Origin of the sequence: Pseudonocardia sp. TRM90224 (genome assembly GCF_021245725.1) — a bacterium.
GTDB lineage: Bacteria > Actinomycetota > Actinomycetes > Mycobacteriales > Pseudonocardiaceae > Pseudonocardia.
The window spans coordinates 286,433-313,095 of sequence record NZ_JAJGSX010000006.1; the positions used below are offsets into that span (position 1 = coordinate 286,433).

At 71.7% G+C, this 26,663-nt stretch carries 22 protein-coding genes and 3 pseudogenes; 17 read left to right on the forward strand and 8 right to left on the reverse strand.

Annotated elements, in window-relative coordinates; translation table 11 throughout:
• Positions 1-6: 6 nt before the first annotated feature.
• Positions 7-1,464, forward strand: a complete 1,458-nt coding sequence (gene miaB, locus LL648_RS11980; protein WP_232662576.1) for a tRNA (N6-isopentenyl adenosine(37)-C2)-methylthiotransferase MiaB — start codon at positions 7-9, stop codon at positions 1,462-1,464.
• A 27-nt stretch (positions 1,465-1,491) separates the two neighbouring features.
• A complete protein-coding gene (locus LL648_RS11985; RefSeq protein WP_232662577.1) occupies positions 1,492-1,941 on the forward strand; it encodes an Rv2732c family membrane protein in 450 nt (149 codons plus the stop codon).
• 158 nt (positions 1,942-2,099) lie between these two features.
• Here LL648_RS11985 and LL648_RS11990 read toward each other — a convergent pair whose 3' ends face one another.
• Positions 2,100-3,401 (reverse strand): DUF349 domain-containing protein, encoded by a 1,302-nt coding sequence (locus LL648_RS11990; RefSeq protein WP_374112031.1) that lies wholly within the window; start codon positions 3,399-3,401, stop codon positions 2,100-2,102.
• A gap of 817 nt (positions 3,402-4,218) precedes the next feature.
• Here LL648_RS11990 and miaA point away from each other — a divergent pair.
• From miaA to LL648_RS12015, 6 genes are read left to right on the forward strand one after another with little or no spacing between them, the layout of a single operon-like run.
• Positions 4,219-5,148 carry a tRNA (adenosine(37)-N6)-dimethylallyltransferase MiaA gene (gene miaA / locus LL648_RS11995; RefSeq protein WP_232662578.1) on the forward strand — a complete coding sequence of 310 codons (930 nt, stop codon included), beginning with the start codon at positions 4,219-4,221 and terminating at the stop codon, positions 5,146-5,148.
• A gap of 1 nt (position 5,149) precedes the next feature.
• Positions 5,150-5,983: a diaminopimelate epimerase gene (dapF, locus tag LL648_RS12000; protein WP_232662579.1), complete on the forward strand. Its 834-nt coding sequence runs from the start codon at positions 5,150-5,152 to the stop codon at positions 5,981-5,983.
• Positions 5,984-6,011: 28 nt separating this feature from the next.
• The gene (locus LL648_RS12005) at positions 6,012-6,167 is read left to right on the forward strand and encodes a hypothetical protein (RefSeq protein WP_232662580.1); all 156 of its coding nucleotides are present in this window, start codon (positions 6,012-6,014) and stop codon (positions 6,165-6,167) included.
• Between the two features lie 60 nt (positions 6,168-6,227).
• Positions 6,228-6,359 (forward strand): hypothetical protein, encoded by a 132-nt coding sequence (locus tag LL648_RS43975; protein ID WP_255685189.1) that lies wholly within the window; start codon positions 6,228-6,230, stop codon positions 6,357-6,359.
• A gap of 35 nt (positions 6,360-6,394) precedes the next feature.
• A complete protein-coding gene (gene hflX, locus LL648_RS12010; protein WP_232662581.1) occupies positions 6,395-7,879 on the forward strand; it encodes a GTPase HflX in 1,485 nt (494 codons plus the stop codon).
• A gap of 29 nt (positions 7,880-7,908) precedes the next feature.
• Positions 7,909-8,880, forward strand: coding sequence for an esterase-like activity of phytase family protein (locus tag LL648_RS12015; protein ID WP_232662582.1), 972 nt, complete (start codon positions 7,909-7,911; stop codon positions 8,878-8,880).
• Between the two features lie 13 nt (positions 8,881-8,893).
• Here LL648_RS12015 and lexA read toward each other — a convergent pair whose 3' ends face one another.
• Entirely contained in the window at positions 8,894-9,634 is a 741-nt protein-coding gene (lexA, locus tag LL648_RS12020; protein WP_232662583.1) for a transcriptional repressor LexA, read from the reverse strand.
• A gap of 261 nt (positions 9,635-9,895) precedes the next feature.
• On the opposite strand from lexA, the gene LL648_RS12025 reads away from it, so the two are divergent.
• The 9 genes and pseudogenes from LL648_RS12025 (at position 9,896) to LL648_RS12055 (ending at position 21,046) form a co-directional block, all read left to right on the forward strand.
• On the forward strand, positions 9,896-10,723 hold the full coding sequence (locus tag LL648_RS12025) for a hypothetical protein (protein ID WP_232662584.1): 828 nt from the start codon (positions 9,896-9,898) through the stop codon (positions 10,721-10,723).
• A gap of 160 nt (positions 10,724-10,883) precedes the next feature.
• Entirely contained in the window at positions 10,884-11,372 is a 489-nt protein-coding gene (gene nrdR / locus LL648_RS12030) for a transcriptional regulator NrdR (RefSeq protein WP_232662585.1), read from the forward strand.
• 124 nt (positions 11,373-11,496) lie between these two features.
• Positions 11,497-14,343, forward strand: a pseudogene (locus tag LL648_RS45715) (LAGLIDADG family homing endonuclease); the annotation flags it as partial.
• 435 nt (positions 14,344-14,778) lie between these two features.
• Positions 14,779-15,594: pseudogene (locus tag LL648_RS45720) on the forward strand (LAGLIDADG family homing endonuclease); the annotation flags it as partial.
• A gap of 27 nt (positions 15,595-15,621) precedes the next feature.
• Positions 15,622-16,785 (forward strand): annotated as a pseudogene (locus tag LL648_RS45725) (TSCPD domain-containing protein); the annotation flags it as partial.
• 131 nt (positions 16,786-16,916) lie between these two features.
• Positions 16,917-17,333, forward strand: a complete 417-nt coding sequence (locus LL648_RS12040; protein WP_232662587.1) for a prevent-host-death protein — start codon at positions 16,917-16,919, stop codon at positions 17,331-17,333.
• A gap of 62 nt (positions 17,334-17,395) precedes the next feature.
• Positions 17,396-17,755: a cytotoxic translational repressor of toxin-antitoxin stability system gene (locus LL648_RS12045; RefSeq protein WP_232662588.1), complete on the forward strand. Its 360-nt coding sequence runs from the start codon at positions 17,396-17,398 to the stop codon at positions 17,753-17,755.
• Positions 17,756-17,918: 163 nt separating this feature from the next.
• A complete protein-coding gene (locus tag LL648_RS12050) occupies positions 17,919-20,756 on the forward strand; it encodes a M16 family metallopeptidase (protein ID WP_232662589.1) in 2,838 nt (945 codons plus the stop codon).
• Positions 20,757-20,845: 89 nt separating this feature from the next.
• A complete protein-coding gene (locus LL648_RS12055; RefSeq protein ID WP_232662590.1) occupies positions 20,846-21,046 on the forward strand; it encodes a hypothetical protein in 201 nt (66 codons plus the stop codon).
• Between the two features lie 81 nt (positions 21,047-21,127).
• Here LL648_RS12055 and LL648_RS12060 read toward each other — a convergent pair whose 3' ends face one another.
• The 6 genes from LL648_RS12060 to LL648_RS12085 all read right to left on the reverse strand — a co-directional run bounded on the left by LL648_RS12060 (position 21,128) and on the right by LL648_RS12085 (position 26,459).
• Entirely contained in the window at positions 21,128-21,781 is a 654-nt protein-coding gene (locus LL648_RS12060; protein ID WP_232662591.1) for a response regulator transcription factor, read from the reverse strand.
• Entirely contained in the window at positions 21,778-22,950 is a 1,173-nt protein-coding gene (locus LL648_RS12065; RefSeq protein WP_232662592.1) for a sensor histidine kinase, read from the reverse strand. Before LL648_RS12065 ends, LL648_RS12060 begins: the two co-directional genes overlap by 4 nt.
• Before the next feature lie 59 nt (positions 22,951-23,009).
• Complete coding sequence (locus LL648_RS12070) at positions 23,010-23,252, reverse strand: hypothetical protein (RefSeq protein ID WP_232662593.1); 243 nt, start codon at positions 23,250-23,252, stop codon at positions 23,010-23,012.
• A gap of 10 nt (positions 23,253-23,262) precedes the next feature.
• Positions 23,263-24,306 (reverse strand): ArsR family transcriptional regulator, encoded by a 1,044-nt coding sequence (locus LL648_RS12075; RefSeq protein ID WP_232662594.1) that lies wholly within the window; start codon positions 24,304-24,306, stop codon positions 23,263-23,265.
• Positions 24,307-25,538: 1,232 nt separating this feature from the next.
• A complete protein-coding gene (locus LL648_RS12080) occupies positions 25,539-26,237 on the reverse strand; it encodes a class I SAM-dependent methyltransferase (RefSeq protein ID WP_232662595.1) in 699 nt (232 codons plus the stop codon).
• Between the two features lie 9 nt (positions 26,238-26,246).
• A complete protein-coding gene (locus LL648_RS12085) occupies positions 26,247-26,459 on the reverse strand; it encodes a helix-turn-helix domain-containing protein (RefSeq protein ID WP_232662596.1) in 213 nt (70 codons plus the stop codon).
• Positions 26,460-26,663 lie beyond the last annotated feature (204 nt).

Sequence of the window (26,663 nt, forward strand, 5' to 3'; positions counted from 1 at the left end):
CGGACCGTGACGCGCAGCTACACCATCCGCACCTACGGGTGCCAGATGAACGTGCACGACTCCGAGCGGATGGCCGGCCTGCTGGAGTCGGCCGGCTACACGAGAGCCGATTCCGACACCGCAGACGTCGTCGTGTTCAACACCTGCGCCGTGCGCGAGAACGCCGACAACCGCCTCTACGGCAACCTCGGGCACCTCCGCCCCGTGAAGGACGCCCACCCCGGCATGCAGATCGCGGTCGGCGGCTGCCTCGCGCAGAAGGACCGCGACACCATCGTGCGCAAGGCGCCGTGGGTCGACGTCGTGTTCGGCACGCACAACGTGCACGCGCTCCCGGTCCTGCTCGAACGCGCGCGGCACAACGAGGCCGCGCAGGTCGAGATCGCCGAGTCGCTCGAGGTGTTCCCCTCGACGCTGCCGGCCCGCCGCGAGTCGGCCTACGCCGGCTGGGTGTCGATCTCGGTCGGCTGCAACAACACGTGCACGTTCTGCATCGTCCCGTCACTGCGCGGCACCGAGAAGGACCGCCGCCCCGGCGACGTCCTCGCCGAGGTGCAGGCCCTCGCTGCCGACGGCGTGCTGGAGGTGACCCTGCTCGGTCAGAACGTCAACTCCTACGGCGTGGAGTTCGGCGACCGCGGCGCGTTCGCGAAGCTGCTGCGCGCCTGCGGCGACGTCGACGGCCTCGAACGCGTCCGGTTCACCTCGCCGCACCCCCGCGACTTCACCTCCGACGTCATCGCCGCGATGGCCGAGACGCCCAACGTCTGCCCGCAGCTGCACATGCCGTTGCAGTCCGGCTCCGACGACGTGCTGCGCCGCATGCGCCGCTCGTACCGCTCGGCGCGGTTCCTCTCGATCCTCGACGAGGTGCGCGCGTCCATTCCCGATGCCGCGATCAGCACCGACATCATCGTCGGGTTCCCCGGCGAGACCGAGGACGACTTCCAGGCGACGCTCGACGTCGTGCGCGAGGCCCGGTTCGCCAGCGCGTTCACGTTCCAGTACTCGCCCCGGCCCGGGACCCCCGCGGCGACGCTGCCCGACCAGCTGCCCAAGGCCGTCGTGCAGGAGCGCTACGAGCGGCTCGTCGCGCTGCAGGAGGAGATTTCCTGGGCGCAGAACCGGGCGATCGAGGGCAGGGTTGTCGAGGTGCTCGTCTCGGCGGGGGAGGGGCGCAAGGACGGCGCCACCCGCAGGCTCTCCGGGCGGGCGCGCGACGGGCGGCTCGTGCACTTCCAGCCGGGCGAGGCGGAGATCCGGCCCGGCGACGTCGTCGAGGTCGAGATCGGCTATGGCGCGCCGCACCACCTCGTATCCGACGGCGCGGTGCTGAGCCACCGCCGGACGAAGGCGGGCGACGCGTTCGGCAAGCCGCGCCCGGCCTCGACCGGGCTCGGCCTCCCGGGCTTCGGCGCGCCCGCGCCCGCCCCGGCGGCGACGGGGTGCGCGGTCCCTGGATGACCCATGATGGCAACGGAAGGTGACGAGGTGCCAGAGGAGCTCGCAGCGCTCGACAAGGAGCTGCAGCGTCGTATCGAACGCCGCATCGACCCCGGCCGGACGGCGATGACCGTCTCGATCGGGATGGTCGCGCTGATCGTCTCGCTCGTGCTGCCGTGGACGGGCGGCGCGGCCGGCTGGCAGATCCTCTCCGGCGAGGAGACCTTCGGGGTGCTGCCGCGGCTGTTCACCTTCACGTCGCTCGGCTTCGGCCTCGTCGGCTCCGCCATCGCGCTGGCGGCACAGCGGTTCGCGCTCGCGTGGGTCTGCGCCGTCGGGTGCGGGTTCTCCGTCGTGCACGGGATCTGGGCGATCTGGTCGCGCCAGACCGCCGTGTTCGAAGGCGGCACCGGGCCCGGGTTCGGGATGGTGCTCGCCGTCCTGGCCATGGTGGTGCTGGCGGCGAGCTGGGTCCGCATCGCGATCAGGCGCGACTGACCCGACTCCCCTCCCGGCCAGGGTGCGGGGGAGGGCAGGAAAGCCACTTTCCTGCCCTCACAGGGCCGGAAAGTGGCTTTCCTGCCCTCGCGTGCGCAACGCACGCACCGCGCCCCGGCACCATCACCGGGCTGAACCCCAGCCTGCCCGCGAAGGGTTCAGCGGTGTTGGACCGCCTGCTCCGCCGTCTCCAGCCATTCGCGCCACTGCGTGGCCTGCGCCTCGGCCTGCTCGGCGCGGCGCTTGTCGCCCGCGGCGTGCGCCTTGGCGGCCTGCGCCTCGAACTGGGCGACCCGCTCGCGGAACTGCGCCACCCTCGCCTCGGCCTCGGGGTCGCTGCGGCGCCACTGCCGGTCGGCCGACTCCCGCACCTTCTCCTCGACGGCCCGCAGCCGCGCCTCGAGCGGTCGGATGTCGTCGCGCGGGACCTTGCCGATCGCCTCCCAGCGCTCCTGGATGCTGCGTAGGGCGGCCCGGGCGCCGTTGGCGTCGGACGTGTCGATCCGCTCCGCCTCGACCAGCAGCGCCTTCTTCGCCTCGGCGTTCGCCTCGAACTCCGCGTCGCGTTCGGCGAACGTGCCGCTGCGGCGCGCGAAGAACGCGTCCTGCGCGGTCCGGAACCGCTGCCAGAGCGCGTCGTCGGCGTCCTTGTGCGCGCGCCCTGCCGCCTTCCACTCGGCCATCAGGTCGCGGAAGCGGGCCGCGGTCGGGCCCCAGTCGTCGGAGTCGGCGAGCTTCTCCGCCTCGACGGCCAGCTCCTCCTTGCGGACCTTCGCGCCGGCCCGCTGCCGGTCGAGGTCGGCGAAGTGCGAGCCGCGCCTGCGGTTGAACGCCTCACGGGCCTTCGAGAAGCGCTTCCAGAGCAGCTCGTCGGTCTTGCGGTCGATGCCGCGGATGGTGCGCCACTCGTCGAGGATCGACTTGAACCGGTCGCCCGCCTGCTTCCACTGGGTCGCCTCGCCGGCGAGCTGCTCCGCCTCCGCGGCCAGCTCCTCCTTGCGCGCGACACTCTCCGCGCGCTGAGCGTCCCGGGCCGCCCGCGCGGCGCCCACTGCCTCCTCGGCGGCGGCGACCAGCTCGTCCAGCCGTGCGCGCAGCCCGACGAGGTCGCCGACGACCGTGGCTTCGTCGAGACCGTCGATGATGGTCTTCGCGCTGGTCAGCGTGTGCTTCGGGTCGCCACCGCCGGCGTGCAGGCGGGTGGCGAGCAGCTCGACCTCGGTGAGGATGTCGTCGAACCGGCGGGCGAAGTGCGCGAGCCCTTCCGCCGGCTCACCGGCCTGCCACGACCCGACCACCCGCTCGCCGTCGGCCGTCGTGACGTAGATCGTGCCCTCGGCGTCGACCCGGCCCCAACGGCCCGGCTCGTTGCTCGCCGGCGCGACGGGGGACGGGTGTGCCACGGCCGCCACACCGGACGGCACGGGTGCCGGCGCCGGAGCGACAGCCGCGGGTGTCACCGGGGGCGGGCCCGGCCGGGCTGCCGGCGGTGGGCCGGGCCGAGGCACGGGACGGGGACCGGGCGGCGGCGCCGGTGTCGGCCGGGCCGGCGCGATGCTCGCAGGCGAGGGAATGGGCGCCGGCTGCTCGACGGCATTCGGTGCCGGCTGCTCGACGGCCTCCGGCGCGGGGGCCTCGACGGCCTCTGGAGCTGTGTCCTCGACGACCTCTGGCGCAGTGTCCTCGACGGTCGCCGGGTTCGAGTCCTCGGCGCTCTCCGGCGCAGGCTCCTCGACGGCCTCGGTTGCCGGCGTTTCGACCACGTCGGCTGACTGCTCAACGGCTGACTGCTCAACGGCTGCCGGCTCGACGAGGGCCGGCTCGTCCACTGTTAGAACGTCCACCGGCGCCTCGTCCACTTCAGCCGATCGGTGTTCGACGGGGTCGGGCGGTGTGGCGGCCCGTCCGGCGAGGTCGGCGGGGCTGGGCGCCCGCTCCTTGCCGGCGGCCTGCGTCCCTTCGACAGGAGCGGCCACCTCTTCGCCCGCCGTCCCCTGGGCCTGCGCCTGCTGGGCCTCCGCCTGTTGCTCCGCCACCGTCGTCCTCCTTACGACCCGGCCCACCGCGCGCGGCGGGCGCCCCGCCCGAGGGCGGGGCCGTGCACTACGGCCACGGCCGATCCTGCTGATCAGCCGGTTTCCCCGTGGGGGCCGTGTCCCGATTCAAGCAGCTCCCCCTGCGGATCGGAACGCCCACGATGGAGCACCAACGCCAGCGGTGGCTCCTGGTCGCCGAGCCGCCCCCCACCTGAGCAGGCATCACCCGATACGGTTCGGTGTGGCCCAACTACGCAGCGGGACCCCTCCGCTCGTCGTCGTACTCGGGCCGACGGCCACCGGGAAGTCCGGCCTGGGCGTCGCACTGGCGGCCGAACTGGGTGGCGAGGTCGTCAACGCCGACGCCATGCAGCTCTACCGCGGCCTCGACGTCGGCACCGCCAAGCTCACGGCCGCGGAGCGCGCGGGTGTGCCGCACCACCTCCTCGACGTGCTCGACGTGAGCGCCACGGCGACGGTCGCGGCGTACCAGCGCGCCGCCCGCGGCGTCATCGAGGAGCTGCGCGCCCGCGGTACGACACCGGTGCTGGTCGGCGGCTCCGGCCTGTACGTGCAGGCGGTCGTGGACGAGCTGGAGTTCCCCGGCACCGATCCCGAGCTGCGCGCAGGTCTCGAGGCCGAGCTGGAGGCGAACGGATCGGCCGCGCTGCACGAGCGCCTCGCCGCCGTCGACCCGGCCGCCGCCGAGGTCGTGCTGCCCAGCAACGGGCGGCGGATCGTGCGGGCGCTGGAGGTGATCGCGCTGACCGGCCGTCCGTTCCCCGCCCAGCTGCCGGCCGGCCGCGACCCGCGCTACGACGCCGTGCTGCTCGGTGTCGACCGCGACACCGCGGAGCTCGACGCACGCGTCGCGCGCAGGGTGGCGCTGATGTTCGCGGCCGGGCTCGTCGACGAGACCCGTGAGCTGCTCACCAAAGGGCTCCGGGAGGGCCTCACGGCCGCTCGGGCGTTGGGATATCAGCAGGTCACGGCCGCTCTGGACGGCGGCGGCGACATGATGACCGCGGCCGAGGAGACCGTCGTCGCGACCCGTCGGTTCGTGCGGCGGCAACGCTCGTGGTTCCGCCGCGACAAGCGGGTGCACTGGCTCGACGGCGCCGCGCCCGACCTGGTGCAGCAGACGCTGGAGCGGCTCCGCGTACGCTCGTGAGGTGCGGTTCAGCAAGGGGCACGGCACCGAGAACGACTTCGTGCTGCTGCCCGACCCGGATGGTGCGCTCGACCTGACGCCTGCGCTGGTCGCGGAGCTGTGCGACCGCCGCCGCGGCATCGGCGGCGATGGCGTGCTGCGGGTGGTGCGGTGGGTGGCGCTCGGCGACGGTCCGGCCCCGGATCCGTCGGTCACCTGGTTCATGGACTACCGCAACGCCGACGGCAGCATCGCCGAGATGTGCGGCAACGGCGTGCGCGTCTTCGCCCGGTACCTCGCCACCACCGGCCTGCAGCCCGGCACGGAGTTCCCCATCGGCACCCGGGCCGGCGTGCGCACGGTCCGGTTCGTGGGCGGCGACCGCGAGCACGGCGACGTGGCCGTCGACATGGGCCCTGCGCGGCTCGGGGAGAGCAGCAAGGCGAGCGTCGCGGGCCAGGAGTTCGGCGGTGTCGCCGTCGACGTCGGCAACCCGCACCTCGCGTGCGTCACCGACGCCCCGCTCGCCGCGCTCGACCTCACCCGCGCGCCCCTGCACGATTCCCAGCTGTTCCCCGAAGGGGTGAACGTCGAGTTCGTCTCGCCGCTCGCCGGCGGCGAGGTCCGCATGCGGGTGCACGAGCGCGGTGTCGGCGAGACCCGTTCCTGCGGCACCGGCACGGTCGCGGCGGCCGCCGCCGCGCTGCAGCACGCGGGCCGCGAGACCGGCGAGGTCGTCGTGCACATCCTGGGCGGCACCGTGCGCGTGACCATCGGCCACGGCACCTCGACGCTCCAGGGCCCGGCCGTGCTCGTCGCCCACGGCGAGGTCACGTCGGAGATCGGGAAGGCGTAAGGCCGTCCTGCGGCGGTCAGCCGGCACAGTGTCCGATCTCGTCCCGACCGGGAGCCCGACGACCAACCTGATCATCATCCGCTGGAACTCCGGCTCGGGGAAGTCGACCGTCGCCGGCGCCGTCCGGGCCGAGCGCGGGCGGCCGTGCGCGCTGGCGCAGCAGGACACTTCCGCCGGATCGTGATGTGGGGGCACGACAAAATCGGCGGGCACGCCATCGGGTCTCGTCTCCTTCGCCGAGACGGTGCGCCACGCCACGCGACCGCTGCGCGACGAGTTCACCGCGCTGCTTGCGGTCGAGGGGGATCACGTCATCGGGGAGGGCTCGTCACTGCACGAGACCATCCGCCGGATCGGGTCCCACTTCGGTGCGTGAAACAAAGCCGACACACCGGGCGTTGTCGTGGGAGCATGACTGACACGATGACTGAACCCGCCCTGTCCACTCCGAATCCGTCCACCGGCGACCTCGAGCTCGAGGAACGCACCTCGCTCCGCCGTGTTACGGGACTTTCCACCGAGCTCACCGACGTCACCGAGGTCGAGTACCGGCAGCTGCGCCTCGAGCGCGTCGTGCTCGTCGGGGTCTGGACCGAGGGCACGTCCGAGCAGGCGCGCGCGTCGATGACCGAGCTGGCGCGGCTCGCCGAGACGGCGGGCTCCGCCGTGCTCGACGCGCTGATCCAGCGCCGCTCGCGCCCCGACCCCGCCACGTACATCGGCTCCGGCAAGGTCGACGAGCTGTATGACGCCGTCGTCGCGGCCGAGGCCGACACCGTGATCTGCGACGGCGAGCTCTCGCCCGGCCAGCTGCGTCAGCTGGAGGCCAAGCTCAAGGTGAAGGTCATCGACCGCACCGCGCTGATCCTCGACATCTTCGCCCAGCACGCCCGCTCGAAGGACGGCAAGGCGCAGGTCGAGCTCGCCCAGCTGTCGTACCTGCTCCCGCGCCTGCGCGGGTGGGGTGAGGCGCTGTCGCGCCAGGTCGGTGGCCGCGCCGCGGGCGGCGTCGGCATCGGTGGTCGCGGTCCCGGTGAGACGAAGATCGAGCTCGACCGCCGTCGCATCCGCAACCGCATGGCCAAGCTGCGCCGCGAGCTCTCCGGCATGCGCCAGGTCCGCGAGACCCAGCGCGGGGCGCGCCGCCGCAACGAGGTGCCGTCCGTCGCGATCGTCGGCTACACCAACGCGGGCAAGTCCAGCCTGCTCAACCAGCTCACCGGCGCGGGCGTGCTGGTCGAGGACGCGCTGTTCGCGACGCTCGACCCCACCACGCGGCGCACGTCGACCACCGACGGGCGCACCTTCACCCTCACCGACACCGTCGGGTTCGTCCGCCATCTGCCGCACCAGCTCGTCGAGGCGTTCCGGTCGACGCTGGAGGAGACCGCGGAGGCCGACCTGCTCGTGCACGTCGTCGACGCGTCCGACGCGCTGCCGGAGGACCAGATAAAGGCGGTCCGGCAGGTGCTGGTCGAGATCGGCGAGCAGCGCCACGGGAAGATGCCGCAGGAGCTGCTGGTCGTCAACAAGACCGACGCGGCGGGCGACCTGCAGCTGGCGAGGCTTCGGCACCTGCTGCCGGAGGCCGTGTTCGTCTCGGCGCACCGCGGCGACGGCATCGAACGGCTGCGCAGCCGGATCGCCGAGCTGCTGCCGCGTCCGGAGCTCGACATCGAGCTGCTCGTGCCTTACGCGGAGGGCTCGCTCGTCGCGCGCGTCCACGCGGAGGGTGAGGTGCTCGAGGAGGAGCACACGCCGTCGGGCACGCGCCTGCACGCGCGGGTCGGCGGCGAGCTCGCCACCGCCGTCCTGCCGTATCAGGTGGCGCTGCCACCTGCCCGACCCGCGCCCGACCTGTCCGCGCCGAAGAGCGTGAACGGCGCGGCACGCTGATCCGCCTGTTCGTCGCCGGACTGGCTGCCGTGGCGGTGACCGTCCCCGCGGTGACCGTTGCGGCGCCGCAGCCGCTGTGCACGGTGGACGATCCGCGGCTCGCCGAGCTGTCCGGCCTCGTCGCCGACGGCAGCGGGCTGTGGGCGATGACGGACGGCGGGCGGCGGGTCGAAGTGCACCGCCTCGATCACACGACCTGCGCGGTGACCGAGACCCGCCGTGCCGACATCGACCCGTTCGACGCCGAGGACCTCGCCCGCGGGCGCGACGGCGCGTTGTGGGTCGCCGACACCGGCGACAACGACCGGACCCGTGATTCGGTCGCCGTCGTCGTGCTGCCGAAACGCGGCAAGGGTGTGCTGCACCGGCTGACCTACCCCGACGGTCCGCACGACGCCGAGGCGCTGCTCGTCGACGCGGAGCAGCGTCCCCTCCTGATCACCAAGGAGATCGGGAACCAGGCCGGGATCTACCGGACGGACACGGCGCCGGAGGGGGCCGGCCCGATCCCGCTGACGAAGGTCGGCACGGTGAGCCTGCCGGCGTCCGACACGGAGGGCGGCCCGCTCGGCGGTATCGGCTCGCGGCTGGTGACGGGCGCCGCCGCCACCCCCGACGGCCGCCTGGTCGCCCTGCGGACCTACACCGACGCCTGGCTCTTCCCCGTGGTCGACGGCGACGTCGTCGCCGCGCTCCGCGGCGAGCCGATCCGGGTGCCCCTACCGGGGGAGCCCCAGGGCGAGGCGATCACGTTCGACGAGGACGGCACCCTCATCTCGGGGTCCGAGACCCGCGGCGGCGTGCCGGGGGAGCTCAGGGTCGTGCCAGGAGCGGCGGCGCTCGTGCCGGTCGGCGCGTCCGTCGTCCCCGCCAGCGGCACCCCGACCCCCGAACCGGAGCCGGCGCCGACCTGGCTCCCCGCCGCCGTCGGCGGCGGGGTCGCGGTCCTGGCGCTGGTGGTGCTCATGCTGGCGATGACGCTGCGCGGCCGCCGCCGGTAGCCGCGGCCGACGTTCAGAGGCGCCGAAGGACCGCCACGACGCGGCCGAGGACCGTCGCCTCGTCGCCGTCGATCGGGTCGTACGCGGGGTTGGCCGGCATCAGCCACACGTGCTTGCCCTGCCGCTTGAACGTCTTGACGGTGGCCTCGCCGTCGATCATGGCGGCGACGATCTCGCCGTTCTCCGCGACCGGCTGCTGGCGGACGACGACCCAGTCGCCGTCGGTGATGGCCGCCTCGACCATCGAATCGCCTCGGACGTTCAGGAGGAACAGCTCGCCCTCACCGACGATCTCGCGCGGCAGCGGGAACACGCTCTCCACCGCCTGCTCGGCGAGGATCGGACCACCGGCCGCGATGTTGCCGAGCAGCGGCACGAACGCCGGCGTGGGGTGCAGGTCGCCGGTGTCGCCGGCGTCCTCCGCCGCGACGACCCGGGTGTTCTCGCCGGGCTCGTCCGGGCCGCGCACGTCGACGGCGCGAGTGCGGTTGGGGTCGCGACGCAGGTAGCCCTTGCGCTCCAGCGTGCGCAGCTGGTGGTGCACCGACGAGGTGGACGTGAGCCCGACCGCGTCGCCGATCTCCCGCACGCTGGGCGGGTAGCCGAAGCGCTCGACCCAATCGCGGATCACCTCGAGCACCTTGCGCTGGCGCGGGGTCAGTGCACCCGTGACGCCCGGCGGGTCGGGAAACGTGCTGACCTCCGCGGTCGCACCTGCGCTCCGCCGTGGGCCGCCGGGCTCGTCCCGTGCCATGTCGTTGCTCCTCCTCGGAAATGCCGCTCGAGCGCGGTGACCCCGCATTCCTTCGGAGCTGCTCACCCGATCAGGTGGAGTGCGGGGGACCGCCGTTGCGAAGACGGTAGCCCGATCTTGCGCATCCGCCAAACACATGTTCGAAGGACACGCCCTACTTTTCTCGATTCTGTCGGTGCCGAGTGGTAGACATCCCCCATGCGTTCGCTCGAACGTCTGTTTGAGTCGCAGGGACGGGTTGGCAGAAGCGGAGGCGGCGAGATGCACAAGCACATGGAGGCCCGCGAGGCGCTCGATGGAGTGCGGCCGGGAGTGGCTCCGGCGGGTTCGACGCCCGCCGAGGCGCGCTCGGAATCCGGGCCCGAGCAGGCGCACTCGACCGTCACCAGAGCCGGCCTCGGTCGGCCCGCCGCTGGTCGGGGCGCTGTGCGTCCCGGCCGGGCGCAGCCGCGCCGCCGCGAGCGCGGCCCGTGGCCCGCGCGGCCGGAGATCGCGCCGGCCGCCTTGCGTGGTGCGCCGCTGGAGCGCCAGTCGTGCCAGTCGGTCCGGCTGAGCATCGTGCGCGAGGCTCCTCTTGAGGAGTCGAGCAGGCCGGCGGCGGCGGACGTCGAGCCGGCGCGCGAGCGAGCTGACGCGAGGCGCGACGCTGCCAATTTTCACTCGAACGGCCCAGTGGCGGCGCGTCGCCCGTTCACGCTGCGCGCTCCATTGTGGGCGGTTGCCGTCCCGGGGCGGCGCCCGGCCGGGGTGCGGCTCGCGCTGCGGAGGTCCGCGCCCCGCCCGATCGCAACGGCCGCTCGTATGCGCGTCCGTCGCGTGCTCGCCGGGATCGCGGTGTTCGTCGCCAGCGTCGCGGTGGTCGTCGCGCTCGGGCTCGTCGCGGATGCCGCCGTGCAGTGGAGGGGCGAGGGCGAGCAGCTGTCGGTCACGGTGACGAGCGAGACCACCGTGTGGGACGTCGCGCCCGGCGCGGCCCCGCTCGCCGACGGCGCGGAGCTGAGCGCGATCGTCGAGCAGATCGTCACCGAGAACTCCCTCACCACGGTGCAGCTGCAGCCCGGCCAGGTGTTGCGGCTGCCCCGCGGCTGACGCTGCGCGTCCGGTCGGCCCGTTCGGAGGACACGCCGGCACGGATGGGGGCCTCCTGCTTCCCCTGCCCCTACATGTTGTGTTTACACTGGTGTTGTTCGTCAACGAGTGGGGTTCCGAGCGCGGAACCGTCGCTATGCGGGAAGGGAGTGCGAGGTCGATGCGCTGTCCCTTCTGCCGCCACTCCGACTGCCGCGTGATCGACTCCCGCGAGGTCGACGACGGCCAGGCCACACGCCGCAGACGATCCTGCGTCGCGTGCGGCCGCCGCTTCACCACGGTCGAGGAGGCCGTGCTCGCGGTGCTCAAGCGCAGCGGGGTCACCGAGCCGTTCAGCCGCGAGAAGGTCGTTCGCGGCGTCCGGAGGGCCTGTCAAGGCCGCCCGGTCGACGAGGACGCGTTGCAACAGCTCGCGCACCGCGTCGAGGAGACCGTGCGCGCGGGCGGCACCGCGGAGATCCCCAGTCACGAGGTCGGCCTCGCCATTCTCGGCCCCCTCCGTGAGCTCGACGAGGTGGCGTACCTGCGCTTCGCGAGCGTTTACAGATCCTTCTCCTCCATCGAGGACTTCGAGAAGGAGATCGCCGACCTGCGCGGCGTCGACGAGTCGCAGGAGCCCGGGTCTTCCGCCGGGCCCGGTTCCCCCTGAAGAGCCCCACCTCACCGGTCTGACGCCCCGGATCAGGCCGTCCGCCCCCGCAACGCAGCCAGTAGCGCAGCCATAGCCACGGTGTCGGCGACCCCAGCCCGTCTGCACCGGAGGAGAGGAAAGCATGACCGAGACCGTCGGAGCCACGTCGGGACGAGGGAAGAAGCCCGCAGCCAAGAACAAGCAGGCGGGCCTCACCGTCGGGCGGATCTACACCACCCCCGGCGTCCACCCTTACGACGAGGTCGCGTGGGAGCGCCGCGACGTCGTCATGACGAACTGGCGCGACGGCACCGTCAACTTCGAACAGCGGGGGGTCGAGTTCCCCGAGTTCTGGTCGCTCAACGCCACCAACATCGTCACCAGCAAGTACTTCCGCGGCGCTGTGGGCTCCCCGAAGCGCGAGTCGAGCCTGCGCCAGCTGATCGACCGCGTGGTCGGCGTGTACCACCGCTCCGGTGTCGAGAACGGCTACTTCGCGACCGACGAGGACGCCGAGGTCTTCGCCCACGAGCTCACCTGGATGCTGCTGCACCAGGTGTTCAGCTTCAATTCGCCGGTTTGGTTCAACGTCGGCACGAACTCCCCTCAGCAAGTCTCGGCGTGTTTCATTCTTGCCGTAGACGACACGATGGAGTCTATTCTTAATTGGTATCGCGAGGAAGGGCTGATCTTCAAGGGCGGCTCGGGGGCCGGGCTCAACCTCTCCCGAATCCGCTCCTCGAAGGAGCTGCTCTCCTCCGGCGGCACGGCGTCGGGCCCGGTGTCGTTCATGCGCGGCGCCGACGCGAGCGCCGGCACGATCAAGTCCGGCGGGGCGACGCGCCGCGCGGCGAAGATGGTCGTGCTCGACGTCGACCACCCCGACATCGAGGAGTTCGTCGAGACCAAGGCCAAGGAGGAGGCGAAGATCCGCGTCCTGCGCGACGCGGGCTTCGACATGGACCTCGGCGGCTCCGACATCACGTCCGTGCAGTACCAGAACGCGAACAACTCGGTGCGTGTCACCGACGAGTTCATGCGCGCCGTCGAGGCCGACGGTGAGTTCGGGCTGCGCGGCCGGATGACCGGCGAGGTCATCGAGAAGATCAGCGCGAAGAAGCTCTTCCGCACCATTGCGCAGGCCGCGTGGGAATGCGCCGACCCCGGTATCCAGTACGACGGAATCATCAACGACTGGCACACCTGCCCCGAGTCGGGACGCATTTCCGCGTCCAATCCGTGCTTCCCGGCCGACCAGCGGGTCCTGACCGACAGCGGGCTCATCCCGATCGGCGACCTCGTCGGTCGGTCAGCGGTCGGCGAGGAGTTCGCCGTCTACACCAACGACGTCACCAATGAGACCGATCCCCGTTCGGCGGTGCACGCGACCCGGCCGACCCAATACATGGTCACCGGCACGAACGAGGTCGTCGAACTGCGATTCCGGGACGGGTCGCGGCTGCGGTGCACGCCCAAGCACCGCGTCTGGACGGCGAACAGGCAGTGGGTGCGCGCGGAGGAGCTGACCGAGGACGACCGGGTCGTCCGCTCCTTCGAATACGCCCCCCGCCCGCACGCTTCGGCTGCGCTTCCGGAACGGGCGGTGGAGGCCGGGCACTCCGCACGTGGCCGAGCGCTCGCCACGGTTCCCGAGAAGTGGTCGCCCGAGTTGGCCGGCTACCTCGGCTGGCTGGTCGGCGACGGTTGCCTGACGCAGGACGGCGCGGTCACCGTCTACGCAGGGGAGTGGGAGCAGCGCGTCCTGCTCCCCGCACACACCGCTCTCGTTGCCGGGATCACGGGGACGCGTGGGAAGCCGAGCGTCCAAGCGAACGGCACGCAGCAGCTGAGGACCATGCGCGGCCGTTTCGGCGCTTTCCTGCGGATGCTCGGGGTGTCGGACGGGCGTTCGTCGGAGAAGGTCGTTCCCGGTTCGCTCCTGGAAGCCCCCGAGGAGTCGCTGGTCGCCTTCCTCCGCTCGCTGTTCGACGCCGATGGGTGTGTTGTCGACCAGCAGGTGAAGGGCACGCGGTACGTCGGGCTGGGAAGTCGCTCCGAGGAGCTCCTGATCGGTGTCCAGGAGCTGCTGGCGAGCCTGGGGATCCGGGCCGTGATCTACCGGACGGGGACCAAGGAGGTCTCCTTCACCTACGCCCGCAAGGACGGGAGCATCGCCGAGTACGGCAGCGATGGTCCGTTCTTCGACCTGCGGATCACCGGGCGGCACATCGAGCGCTTCGCCGCCCGCGTCGGGTTCGAGCACCCGCGGAAGGCGGACAAGCTGCGGGACGTGCTGGCGAGGAGCAGCTTCTACACCGTCGAGGAGAGCACGCGTCTCGTCTCACGGGTGTCCCGCGGGTTCGAGACGACCTACAACCTCACCGAGCCGCGGAACCACTCCTACGTCGTCGGCGGCGTCGTGGTGGCGAACTGCAGCGAATACATGCACCTGGACAACTCCAGCTGCAACCTCGCCTCGCTGAACCTGCTCACGTTCCTGGGTGAGGACGGCACGTTCGACGCCGTGCGTTTCCAGAAGTCGGTCGAGCTGGTCATCACCGCGATGGACATCTCGATCTGCTTCGCAGACTTCCCGACCGAGCCGATCGGTGAGACCACCCGCAAGTTCCGCCAGCTCGGCATCGGCTACGCCAACCTGGGCGCGCTGCTGATGGCGACCGGTCACGCGTACGACTCGGAGGGCGGGCAGTCGCTCGCCGCCGCGCTCACGTCGCTGATGACCGGCGCCGCGTACAAGCGCTCTGCGGAGCTGGCGGGTGTCGTCGGCCCTTACGAGGGCTACGCGCGCAACGCCGAGTCGCACCAGCGCGTGATGCGCAAGCACGCCGCCGCGAACGACGACGTGCGCACGTTCCCGGCCAGCACGAGCATCCACAAGCTCGCGACGATCGCCTGGAAGGACTGCCTCGCGGTCGGCGCCCGCAACGGGTGGCGCAACGCGCAGGCGTCCGTGCTCGCACCCACCGGCTGCCTCACGGCCGACACGCTGGTCACCACCGACCGCGGGCTCGTCCGCCTCGGCGAGATCGGCGACGTCTACGGCGACCGCTGGCAGGACCTCGACCTGGTGGTCGCCACCGACGAGGGTCCGCGCGCGGCGACGAAGTTCTTCGTGAACGGTGAGGAGCCGACCCGCCGGATCGTCACCAGCGGCGGCTACACGATCCAGGGCACGCTGGCGCACCGGATCAAGGTGATCGACACCGCGAGCGGCGAGTGGGTCTGGCGTCGCATGGCCGACGTGGCCGCGGGCGACATCGTCCCGATGCAGCTCGGCACGTTCGTCGGCCAGCCGCGACGGGTGCCGCTGCCCGTGCTCGACGAGGCCTACTACACCGACGACCGGCGGGTCGTCGTGCCCGACGTCGTCGACGGCGAGCTCGCCGAGCTGGTCGGCTACTTCATGGGCGATGGCAGCCTGCAGGCCGGTGGGCTGCGCTTCCGCGTCGCCGAGGCCGATCTCGACGTCGTCGAGCGGCTGCGGATCCTGGGCAAGGAGCTGTTCGGGCTGGAGGCCGCGGTCACCGCCGGTGCGGGGCACCACGAGGTCGTCTTCGCCTCGGTCCGGCTGGCCCGCTGGTGGCAGGCCGCCGGCTTCACCCGTCGCGCGCTCGACAACGGTGTCGTGTCACCGCTCGTGCCTTCCGCGCTGCTGGAGTCGAACGACCCGGAGGTCTACGGTGGCTTCGTCCGCGGTCTCTTCGAGGCCGACGGCTCCGTGCTGGACGGTGTCCCGACGCTGTCGACCGGCTCGGAGGCGTTCGCCAAGGAGATCCGCACGATCCTGCTGACGCTCGGCATGGCGACGACGACCCGTGCGACGGTAAACGGCTGGGGCGGGGCGGTCCACCAGGTCCGGCTGCGCAACCTCGACCACGCCATGCGCTACGACGAGATCGTCGGCTTCATCGGCGATCGGAAGAACCGCCTGCTGCCGGAGCTGGAGCCCACCCAGAGCGGCAACCGCGACCGGATCCACCTCCCGCGCTCGGTCTGGAACGAGCTGGTCCCCGTCGGCCACCCTCGCCGGTCGGCCGTGATGGGCGCGCTGCGCAAGTCCGGCAACGTCTCCCGCATGATCGCGCAGACGATCTACGCGGAGCAGCCCGACGAGCGGCTCGGGAACGCGCTGGGCTACCTGTTCGAGACTGTCGCCGAGAACGTCGACGGCGGCGTGCAGCCCACCTACGACCTCTCGGTGCCGGAGAACGTCACCTACGTCGCGGGTGGCTTCGTCAGCCACAACACCATCGGCCTGATGATGGACTGCGACACCACCGGCATCGAGCCCGACCTGGCGCTGGTGAAGTTCAAGAAGCTGGTCGGCGGCGGCTCGATGCAGATCGTCAACCAGACGGTGCCGCGTGCGCTGGCCCGCCTCGGCTACCAGCCGGAGCAGGTCGAGGCGATCGTCGAGTACGTGGGTGAGCACGGGCACGTCGTCGACGCGCCGGGGCTGCGCCAGGAGCACTACGAGGTGTTCGACTGCGCGATGGGGGAGCGGTCGATCGCCCCCATGGGCCACGTGCGGATGATGGCCGCGGTGCAGCCGTTCCTCTCCGGCGCGATCTCGAAGACGGTCAACATGCCGGAGAGCGCCACCGTCGAGGAGGTCGAGAAGATCTACCTCGAGGGCTGGAAGCTCGGCCTGAAGGCGCTGGCGATCTACCGCGACAACTGCAAGGTCGGGCAGCCGCTCTCGGCGGGCAAGTCGGCGAAGGCGTCGGGCGGCGGTGAGCAGCAGCAGGTGACGACCGTGGTCGAGGCCCGGCCGGTGCGCAAGCGGCTGCCGAAGAAGCGCCCGAGCGAGACGATCTCGTTCACCGTCGGCGGCGCCGAGGGCTACCTGACGGCCGGGTCGTACCCCGACGACGGGCTCGGCGAGATCTTCGTCAAGCTCGGCAAGCAGGGTTCGACGCTCTCCGGCGTGATGGACGCGTTCTCCATGTCGATCTCCGTGGGCCTGCAGTACGGGATCCCGCTGGAGTTCTACGTCTCGAAGTTCTCCAACCTGCGCTTCGAGCCGGCCGGCATGACCGACGACCCGGACATCCGCATCGCCACGAGCGTGCTCGACTACCTGTTCCGGCGACTCGCGCTCGACCACCTCCCGTACGAGAAGCGCGCCCAGCTGGGCATCTTCTCGGCCGACGAGCGGACGGTGCAGGTCGCGGAGAGCTACGGCGAGGTCGACGTTGAGGGGTTGCGCGGTGGGGTCGAGGCCCTCCCGGCTGCCCCGTCGGGCACCGCTCCGGCACCGGTCGAGGTCGGCAGCTCCACCGAGCTGCTGGAGCTGCGGATGGGCAAGGCCGCCGACGCGCCGCTCTGCATGACGTGCGGCACGAAGATGCGTCCGGCCGGGTCCTGCTACCTCTGCGAGGGTTGCGGGTCGACCAGCGGCTGCAGCTGACGCCGACGCTCCCGAGGGCGGTGCCACGACCCGTGGCACCGCCCTCGTGCGTTTCGCGGCCAGGTACGTCACGTACTTGACGTACCTGGCGTTCGTCGTCACGCTGGTGGTGAGCGACTTTGGAGGCTGCATTGGCCGCTGTTCACTACGACAGTTACACGGAAGCGCGTGCCCACCTGAAGGACCTGCTCGACGCCGCGGAGAGCGGGCGGGTCGCGACGGTCCGGCGCGATTCGATGACAACCGCCGTCGTCGAGGTCGAGCGGTTGCGCCACTTCCTGGCGTCGATCGTGCCCTCGAACGCGCAGGTCGTCCCCGAGGCGGGGGGCTGGTCGGTCTTCATCCCTGGCCTGCCGGTCGCCGCCGACGGCGCATCATTCGACGAGGCGATCGGCGAGATGGTCGTTGCGCTGCGGGAGTACGCGGACGACTGGCAGCAGCGGCTGCTGAACGCCCCGAACCACCGTGAGAACTGGGGGCTGGTCCAGCTGATCAGCCTCAGCGACGACAACCGGTTACGCGAGTGGCTGGTCGGGTCCCCGCGGTGAAGCGGCCCCAGCCGACGCGAAAGGACCACCAGGTGTTCTGCCATGTCGAGAGCTGGAGCCTGGTGCGTGATGCCCGGGGTCGGAGCGGCACGCACCACGTCACCTACGAGCTCGACCTCGTCGACGGCAGGATCCTGCGCACCCGCATCTCGCACCCGGTCGACCGCACCGACTACGGGCCCGCGCTGTGGAAGCACATCCTCCGCGATCAACTCGAGGTCGACGACACGCAGTTCTGGGCCTGCGCACGCGACGGTGTGAAGCCCGATCGCGGCATCCCGAGCGTGCCGGACGGAGCGATGCCGGCCGCGCTCGTCCACATGCTGATCTCGCGGGTCGGCCTCGACGAGTCGCAGGTGGCGGCGATGACGAAGGACGAGGCGATCAGCAGGCTCCAGCAGTTCTGGGCCGACGGCAGCTGAGCCGTCCCGCAGCGTCGACACCTTTGTCGAGCGAAAAGGGAAGGTGAACCTGACTGTTACGGCATAGCCGCGCCTGCTGACCGGCAGGGATCGTCTGGCGACGCCCCTCGTGCGGGGCGCGAGCCACCGGCCTGGGCCGGTGTGCGCAGGCGAGGGGGCGGCCATGCTGGACGATCGGATCACGCGCGACACCCGCAGGCGGAAGGGCCGATCGCTGGTCGGTGTGCTGCTGGCGCTCGCAGTCGCGACCGTCGCCGCCTGCTCGGCGGCGCCGGACGGCGGAATGCCGGCCCAGGGGCAGGGCACCGACCTGAGCTTCGAGAAGTACACGCTGGGCAACGGGCTCGAGGTGATCCTCCGCAAGGACGACAGGGTGCCGGTTGCGGCGGTCAACCTGTGGTACCACGTCGGGCCCGCCAACGAGGTCGCCGGGCGGACCGGCTTCGCCCACCTGTTCGAGCACATGATGTTCCAGGGCTCCGGGCACACCGAGCACGACGTCTACTTCCCGACGCTGGAGGCGCTCGGCGCTTCGGACGTCAACGCAACCACCGGTTTCGACCGGACGAACTACTACGAGACGGTGCCGTCGAACGCGCTGGAACGGGCGCTCTGGCTGGAGAGCGACCGGATGGGGTTCCTGCTCGACAGCCTGGACCAGGCGCAGCTGGCCAACCAGCAGAGCGTCGTGCGCAACGAGCGCAGGCAGAACACCGAGGCCGTGCCGTACGGGCTGTCGGGGGAGGCGCTCTACCAGGCCCTCTTCCCCGTCGGCCACCCGTACCACGCGAACATCATCGGCTCGCACGAGGACATCCAGGCGGCTCGGCTCGACGACGTCCGCAGCTTCTTCCAGCAGTACTACGTGCCCAACAACGCGAGCCTCGCCATCGTCGGGGAGATCGACGTCGCAGCGACCAAGGCGATGGTCGAGAAGTACTTCGGCAGCATCCCCCGCGGGGCCGATGTGCCGAAGCCGCAGGTGGACGCGCCGCGGCTCACCTCGGAGCAGCGGCTGACGATCACCGACGACGTCGAGCTGCCGCTCCTCCAGATGGCGTGGGTGACACCGTCGGTCTTCACCGCCGGGGACGCCGAGGCGGACATGACGGCGGGCGTGCTCTCCGGGAGCCGGAGCAGCAGGCTCGACGAGCTGCTTGTGCGGCGCACCCGCATCGCGCAGAGCGTCTCGGCCTCCCAGCAGTCGCTCAGCCACGGGTCGGTGTTCTCGATCTCGGCGATCCCCGCACCCGGCCACACCGTCGAGGAGCTCGAGGCGGCGATCCAGCGCGAGCTCGACACGCTCGCGACGGACGGGCCGACTGCCGCGGAGCTGGATGCGATCGAGACCGGCTTCCGTGCCGGCGAGGTCTTCGCGTTGGAGAGCGCCGGCGCCGTGGCCGACACGCTCAACAGGTACAACCACCACACCGGCGATCCCGGCTACCTCAGTCGCGACCTGCAGCGGTACGCCGAGGTCGATCCCGAGGCCGTCAAGCGCTTCGTCGTGGAGCAGCTGCCGCGCGACAGGCGTGTGGTCGTGCACACCGTGCCGGGCGAGAAGGTGCTGCCGCCCGACCCACCGGCGCCGGCGACCCCCGACGTCGCCGCCGCGAAGGTGCCGTCGGCGCAGGAGTGGCGCAACGCGGTCCCCGAGCTCGGCCCGGTCCCGCCGCTGGAACTGCCCAGCGCAAAGCGCTTCGAACTGGCCAACGGCATGCCGGTCTACCTGCTGGAAGCCCACCACCTGCCGCTCACCGTCGCGAGGCTGGTGTCCCGGTGGGGCTACGCGACGGATCCCCTCGACAAGCCGGGCCTCGCGTCGATCTCGACCGACATGCTGGACGAGGGCACCACGAGCCGCGACGCCTTCACGATCGCCCGCGAGACGGAGGCGATCGGGGCCGCGCTCTCGGCGTCGGCGGGTGCCGAGAGCAGCGCGGTGCAGGTCTCCGCGCTGACCTCCCGGATGGACGAGGCGATGGCCGTCATGGCCGACGTCGTCCGCGAGCCGACGTTCCCGCAGGCGGAGCTAGATCGGATCAAGGAACGGTCGGCCGTCGCGCTCGACCAGGCCGGTGACGATCCGTCGACCGTGGCGAGCGGGCTTGCGGCCGGCGAGCTCTACGGGGGGCAGCACCCGTTCGGCAGGTCGATCGCCGACGTCAAGCGGTCCTTGCCGACCATCGGCAGGGAGGACCTGCTGCGCCACCACCGGGCGGCGTTCACCCCGAGCAACAGCGCGCTGATCCTGTCCGGTGACCTGACGGAGGACCAGGCCCGCGCCCTCGCCGAGAAGCACTACGGCAGCTGGAAGGGCGACGGCACCGAGCCGCGCGACATCGGCCCGCCCGTCCCGTCGCCGGAGCGGGTGTTCGTGGTGGACAAGCCCGGATCGCCGCAGTCCTCGGTGGTGCTCGCGCAGCCCGGCGTGGCGTACGCCGATCCCGATCTGGCGAAGCTGCAGGTCATGAACGCCGTGCTCGGTGGCGGGTTCAGCGGCCGGTTGAACCTGAACCTGCGCGAACGCAACGGCTACGCCTACGGTGCCTCGTCGAGCGTGGGGGTCGGCCGTTCGGTCGGGCTGATCACCCTGACGAGCAGCGTGCAGACCGCGGCCACCGGCCCGTCGATCAAGGAGATGTTGGCCGAGGTGAGAGCGATCCGCGATGCGCCGATCACCGCCGCCGAGCTGCAGTACGCCAAGGACTCGCTGAGCCTCACCGAGCCGACGCGGTTCGCCACGGTCGGTTCCAGTGCGAGCTCCATCGCCGACCTCTACCTGTACGACCTGCCGCCGGACTTCTACGAAGGCGTTCCGGCCGCGTACGCGGACATCTCCATCGCGGACGTGCAGGCGGTCGCGCAAGCGCACCTGCGGCCCGAGGAGTTGAAGGTGATCGTGGTCGGCGACCGGGCGCAGATCGATGCCCAGCTGGCGGAGCTCTCGCTGGGCCCGATCGCCTACCGGGCCGCGGACGGCGCGCCCACGCTGGACTAGTGATCTTGTAAGCGGAGGTCGAGATCAACGACAGGCCGCGTTGTTAGCGTCCGTATCGATTCACCAGGGATCCAACGGGGGAGGAACTCATGATCGGGATCGCGTCACGGCTCGCGGATCGGATGCTGTCGGTGCTGGTGCCCAACACCGAGGCCGCGGCCGAGGGGTGCGCGCAGTGCGGTGACTTCTTCTGCTCGCAGGTCATCTGCCTGCGCGGCGACTTCAAACACATCCGCATGTTCCGCAACTGCGAGTGCCAGATCATCCACACCGACTGCTCCTGCTACTGACCGAGGGCGACGACAACGACGTTTTGGCTGTTTGGAACGTTTCAAAACAGCCAGAACGTCGTTGTCGACGGTTGTCGGGTGTCAGCCGTGGAGGCCGGCGTGGATCGCGTAGCGCACCGCGTCGGCCCGGCTCGCCGCTCCGATCTTCGCGAACGCGTTGTTGATGTGGGTCTTGACCGTCGTCTGGCCGATGAACAGGCGCTCGGCGATCTCGCCGTTGGAGAGGCCGTCGGCGATGAGCCCGAGCACCTCGCGCTCGCGGGCGGTCAGCCCGTCGCGGTCGGGGGCGGCGACGCGCCCGGCCGGGGCGTCGACCAATGCGGCGACCAGCCGTTGCGTGACGGCGGCGTCGAACGTGGACTGCCCGGCGGCCGCCGACCGGATCGCGGCGGCGATCTCGGCGCGCCCGGCGTCCTTGGTGAGGTAGCCACGGGCGCCCGCGGCCAGCGCGGAGCTGATGGACGTGTCGTCGGCGTAGGTGGTGAGCACCAGCACCGCGATGTCGGGATGGTCGCGGGTGATCCGCTCGGTGGCGGCGACGCCGTCGAGGCCGGGCATCCGCAGGTCCATCAGCACGACGTCGCACGTGGTGGTGGCGAGCAGGTCGAGCGCCTGCTGCCCGTCGGCCGCGTCGCCGACGACGTCGATGCCCTCGGCCAGGTTCAGCAGCGCGACCAGCCCTTCCCGGACGATCAGCTGGTCGTCGACGACGAGCACGCGCACGGGGTCGGTCATTCGGGCACCTCCGCGACGACGTGCCAGCCGTCGCCATCGGCGCCGGCCGAGAGCTGACCACCGACCAGCGCCAGCCGTTCGCGCATGCCCGTCAACCCGTTGCCGGACGGCTCCGAGCGCGGCTCGGGCTCCCGCGCGGGTGCGCCGTTGCGGACGGCGAGCCGGACGCGTTCCGGCTCGTACTCCAGCACGATCCGCACCGGGGCGCCGGGCGCGTGCCGGGCGGCGTTGGTGAGCGCTTCGCGGGCTGCTCCGGCGAGCGAGACCGCAACCGCAGCCGGCACCGGCCGGCTCGCGCCGCGCACCTCGATGTCGGGCACAGCGGCGTGGTGGTCGCGGCCGTGCGCGGTGGCGAGCGTCGAGAGCGCTTCCGGGAGCGGCATCGGGTCGCTGCGCAGCGCGGCCACGGCGGACCGGGCCTCACCGAGCCCTTCGGCGGCGAGCCGGCGGGCCCGCCGGACCCGCGCGAGCCCGCCGTCGAGATCGGACTCCTCCAGCATCGCCTCCGCCACCTCCAGCTGGACGCCGAGCGCGCCGAGCGAGTGCGCGAGCACGTCGTGCAGCTCCCGGGCGATCCGGGCGCGCTCGTCCAGCGCGGCCGCGCGGGCCTGCTCGGCCTGCGCGAGGCGGGTCTGCTGCAGCAGCTCGGCCGTCTCGGCGGCCCGCTGGTGGTACTGGCGGCGGTACAGGCACGAGAGCACGATGAACGCGAGCAGCCCGATGAGCAGCAGCAACGCTTCGAGGCTGCGCCCCGTCCACGGCCAGATCACGATCAGTGCGGCGGCGATGACCACCGCGAGGGCGGTCGAGGCGAGCGGACGCACTGCCCGGTGCGTCGCGAACATCGTGAGGCAGAGGTAGGAGATCACGATGCCGGTCGTGTCGCCGTCGGCGGCCAGCGTGACGGCGCCGGCCAGCGCCGCCACCGCGAGCCCGACCAGTGGCAGCACCCGGACCCGCGGGTCGGCGATGACGTAGAACAGCCAACCCGCGAACGCGCAGCCCAGGCACACCCAGACCCACCAGGCGCCCGGCGACACGTGCGTGGTGATCAGCAACCCGGTGATGACGCCGGTGCCGACCAGCCTGCCCAGCCAACCCGTCTCCGGGTCGCCCGCGCTGAAGACGGACCACACGCGTCGCCAGACGCTGTTCCGTGCAGTGGTCACGGAGCCATCCTGCCTGGTGGGCCGCCGTCTGGTGGGCAGCAGTCTGGTGGGCAGCGCCGTCAGCGGTGTTCCCGCCTTTCGGGTTCCTCGAAGTAGTGCGTCATGCCGCGGCCGACCATGCCGGCCATCCCGTCGCGCTTGCTGAGCCCCTGCGCGATCGGGCCGGCCATGCGGCGGGCGTCGTCGATGCGGCCGGCGCGACGCAGCCACATGAGCACGGCGGCGCCGATGATGATCACTGCGACGACGACGGCAGCGATGATGGCGTAGCGGAGGAGCATGAACTCGATGACGTGTTCCATGCGGAGGACGTTATGGACGGGACCGGGTGGAGCGGGACCTCCCGCGGGTGGAGCCGGGGGTGGAGATCGGCCAGGCGCCGCCCGCGCCGGACGCCGCTGCGGCGACGACCGCGTCGCCCGGCGCGGCCCGGTAGTAGAGCACCGAGCGTCCTGACCTGCGGCGTCGCACCAACCCGGCGTCCAGGAGGATCTTGAGGTGGCGCCCGACGGAGCCGAGCGCCTGCCCGGTCAGCGCGACCAGCTGGGTGGTGCTCTTGGGCGTCTCGACCAGCACGAGCACGGCGGCCCGGGCCGGCCCGAGCAGCGCGCCGAGCGCGGCCGGCACCGCCGCGTTGCCGGGCTCGACGAGCGCGCCCGAGCAGGGGTAGATGATCGCGTAGCGGTCGGTGCCGGTCCACGTGACCCAGCGTCGTCGCAGCGTGACCGGCACGAACACCAGCGTCGACCCGTCGACGTCGCGCGGCGGGTACTCGTAGGCGTTGATCTGCAGCCGGCCCTCGCCGAGCCACCGCGCCTGCGGGCGGAGGTCGACGATGGTGCCGGCCCACCCCTTCGTCGCGAGCTGCGACGTGCGCGCGACGACGTCGGCCTCCAGAGTGCGCCTGCGGGCCGGCCAGTAGGGGAGCACGGTCTCCTCCCATACCCAGCGGTACAGCTCGGCAGCGTGTTCGGGCAGGTCGGAGCGCCGCAGCTCGGCCGGGAGCGGCCCGTTCAACGCGACTTCGAGATCGGCACGAGCGGCGTCCGGCGGGGTTCGCCGGACGACGGCCACCTCCTCGTCGAAGGTGTGCTCGCGGTCCGCGGTGGGGGTGGGGGTCAGGAAGTCGGCGTTCCACGAGAGCCGCAGCCCGGCCTGCATGATCAACGCCCCGATCGGCTCGTCGCGCGTGCGTTGCCGGTAGGCGGGCAGGTGCGCGTCGAGCCACGCCTGCTCACCGGGGTGGGCGGCCGTCGTGTGCACCAGCGACTGCACGCTCGCGATCGTCTCCGCCAGCGGTGAGAGCACGAACCTGGCCTGTGCCAGCGTGTCGGCGCTGATCCGCCACCAGCCCATGGTTTCGCCTCCCTGCGAAACTGTAACTGCCCTCACGACCGCCGTCCGAGACTCCCGGCGTGGTCACCTTCCGCGAGCTCTTCCGCATACCCGAGTTCGGTCCGCTCTTCGCCGCCTCCGCCGCGCACGTCGCGGCGCAGACCGTGAGCGGCCTCGCGCTCGGCACGTTGCTCTTCACCGAGACGGGCTCGCCGCTGCTGGCCGCGTTGGGAATGTTCGGGCCGTCGCTGGCGCAGCTGCTCGGGGCGAGCACGCTGCTCTCGGCTGCCGACCGGCTCCCGCCACGTGCCGCGCTGGTGGGGTTGTCGCTGGTGATGGGCATCTCGACGGCGGTGCAGGCGGTGCCCGGCCTGTCCGTCGCGGCGACGTTCGCGGTGCTGCTCGGCGTCGGGACGGTCACGTCGCTGGGCGGCGGCGTGCGCTACGGGCTGCTCAACGAGATCCTCCCGCCGCAGGGCTACCTGCTCGGGCGGGCGATGTTGAACATGTCCGTCGGTGTCATGCAGATCAGCGGGTACGCGCTCGGTGGGCTGCTGCTCGCGCTGGTCTCGCCGGGTGGTGCGCTGCTCGCCGGCGCCGCGCTGCACTGCGTCGCCGCGCTCGTCGCGGTGTTCGGGCTCAGCCGACGCCCACCCCGAGCCGGCGGCCGGCCGTCGGTCGCGCAGACGTGGCGCGGCAACGCGCAGCTCTGGTCGGCGCCGCCCCGCCGGTTCGTCTACCTGGGGTTGTGGGTGCCGAACGGCCTGGTCGTCGGCTGCGAATCGCTCTACGTCTCGTACGCGCCGCAGCACGCCGGGGTGCTGTTCGCGAGCGCGGCGTTCGGGATGCTGCTCGGCGACACCGCCGTCGGACGGTTCCTGCCCGCCCGGTGGCGCGCCCGGCTGGCAGTGCCGATGCTCCTGCTGCTCGCCGCCCCGCACCTGATCTTCGTGTTCCGCCCGGAGCTCGGCGTCGCCGCCGTCGCGGCGGCCGTGGCGTGCGTGGGCTACGGCGCGAGCCTGCTCCTGCAGGAGCGTCTGATGGCGTTGACGCCCACCGAGCTCACCGGCCACGCGCTGGGCCTGCACACGTCCGGCATGCTGGCCATGCAGGGCGTCGGAGCAACGGTTGCGGGCTCGGTGGCGCAGCTGACCTCGCCGGCGACGGGCATCGCGGTGATGGCGGCCGCGTCGATCGCCGTGACGGTCGCGATCGCGCCTGGTCTGCGGCCCGGGGCAGGCGCATCGGCCCCGTCAGAACGGGCGGAAGTCCTCGAACCTCGGCTCGAAGGCGGGATCGGGCAGCCGCAGAGCGACGGCGCGGGGGCGTCCGGTGGCGTCGTCGAGCGTGCCGTCGAGGAAGGCGTCGGGCAGGATCTCCCAGCCCATGTTGGTGACGTAGTAGCGAGCGGCCGACCTGACCGACGGCCACCAGTGGTCGTCGAGCAGCACCAGCCCACCAGGCACGACGATCTTGCGGAGGTAGTAGAGGTCGAGGAACACCTCGTGGAACCGGTGGCTGCCGTCGACGAACGCGGCGTCCGTCGTGAACCCGTCGGCGACCAGCCCCGGTAGTGCGGCCGACGACGGCTGCTCGACCAGCGTCGCGATCGTGTCGAGACCGGCGTCCTGCAGCTGCCGCCAGCCGACACCGCCGTACTCGGTGGCCTGGAACGGATCGATGATCAGGTGCGTCGGCGACTCGCCGCCGACCGTGACGAGGGCTTCGCCGATCGCCAGCGCGGAGCTGCCATAGGCGAGCCCGATCTCGACGACCCGGGAAACGCCTTCCGCCACCAGGATGTCGCGTACCAGGTCGCAGTCGAGCAGGGGCACCGTGACACGCGGGAAGTCGCCCTCGTGCGGGCGGGTCCAGCCAGGGCCCGCGTGCGCGAGCCGCATCCGCGCCGTGGCGACCCGCGCGCGGCGTTCCTCGTTCCCGATGGTCCCCACCCGTGGAGGCTATCCGGCTTCGTACCTGGCGGCCCTGATCAGCTCCTCCACCGCGCCGCGTTGCACGCGGAAGGTGCGGCCGAACCTGACCGCGGGCAGCTCGCCGCTGTGGACGAGGCGGTACACCGTCATCTTGGATACCCGCATCCGGTCGGCGACCTCGCCGACCGTCAGAAAGGGCGCCTCGATCACCTCGGGGACGCGCGGGATATCTGCAGCCATCGTGCGTGTCCTTCCCGTCGCCCCGATGGGGCGGTTGCTTTGCGTCTCGGTGGACCTTAGTGGAGCTGCCGTCACCCTCCGGGGTAATCGACGGGCACCGACGGATGAACCATCGGCCCCACGTGACCCATGACGCACACACCGTTGCCTCCCGCTACCGCGGCGTAGGGTGACGGCGCGGCGCGACGGAGCGAACCCGCGCCC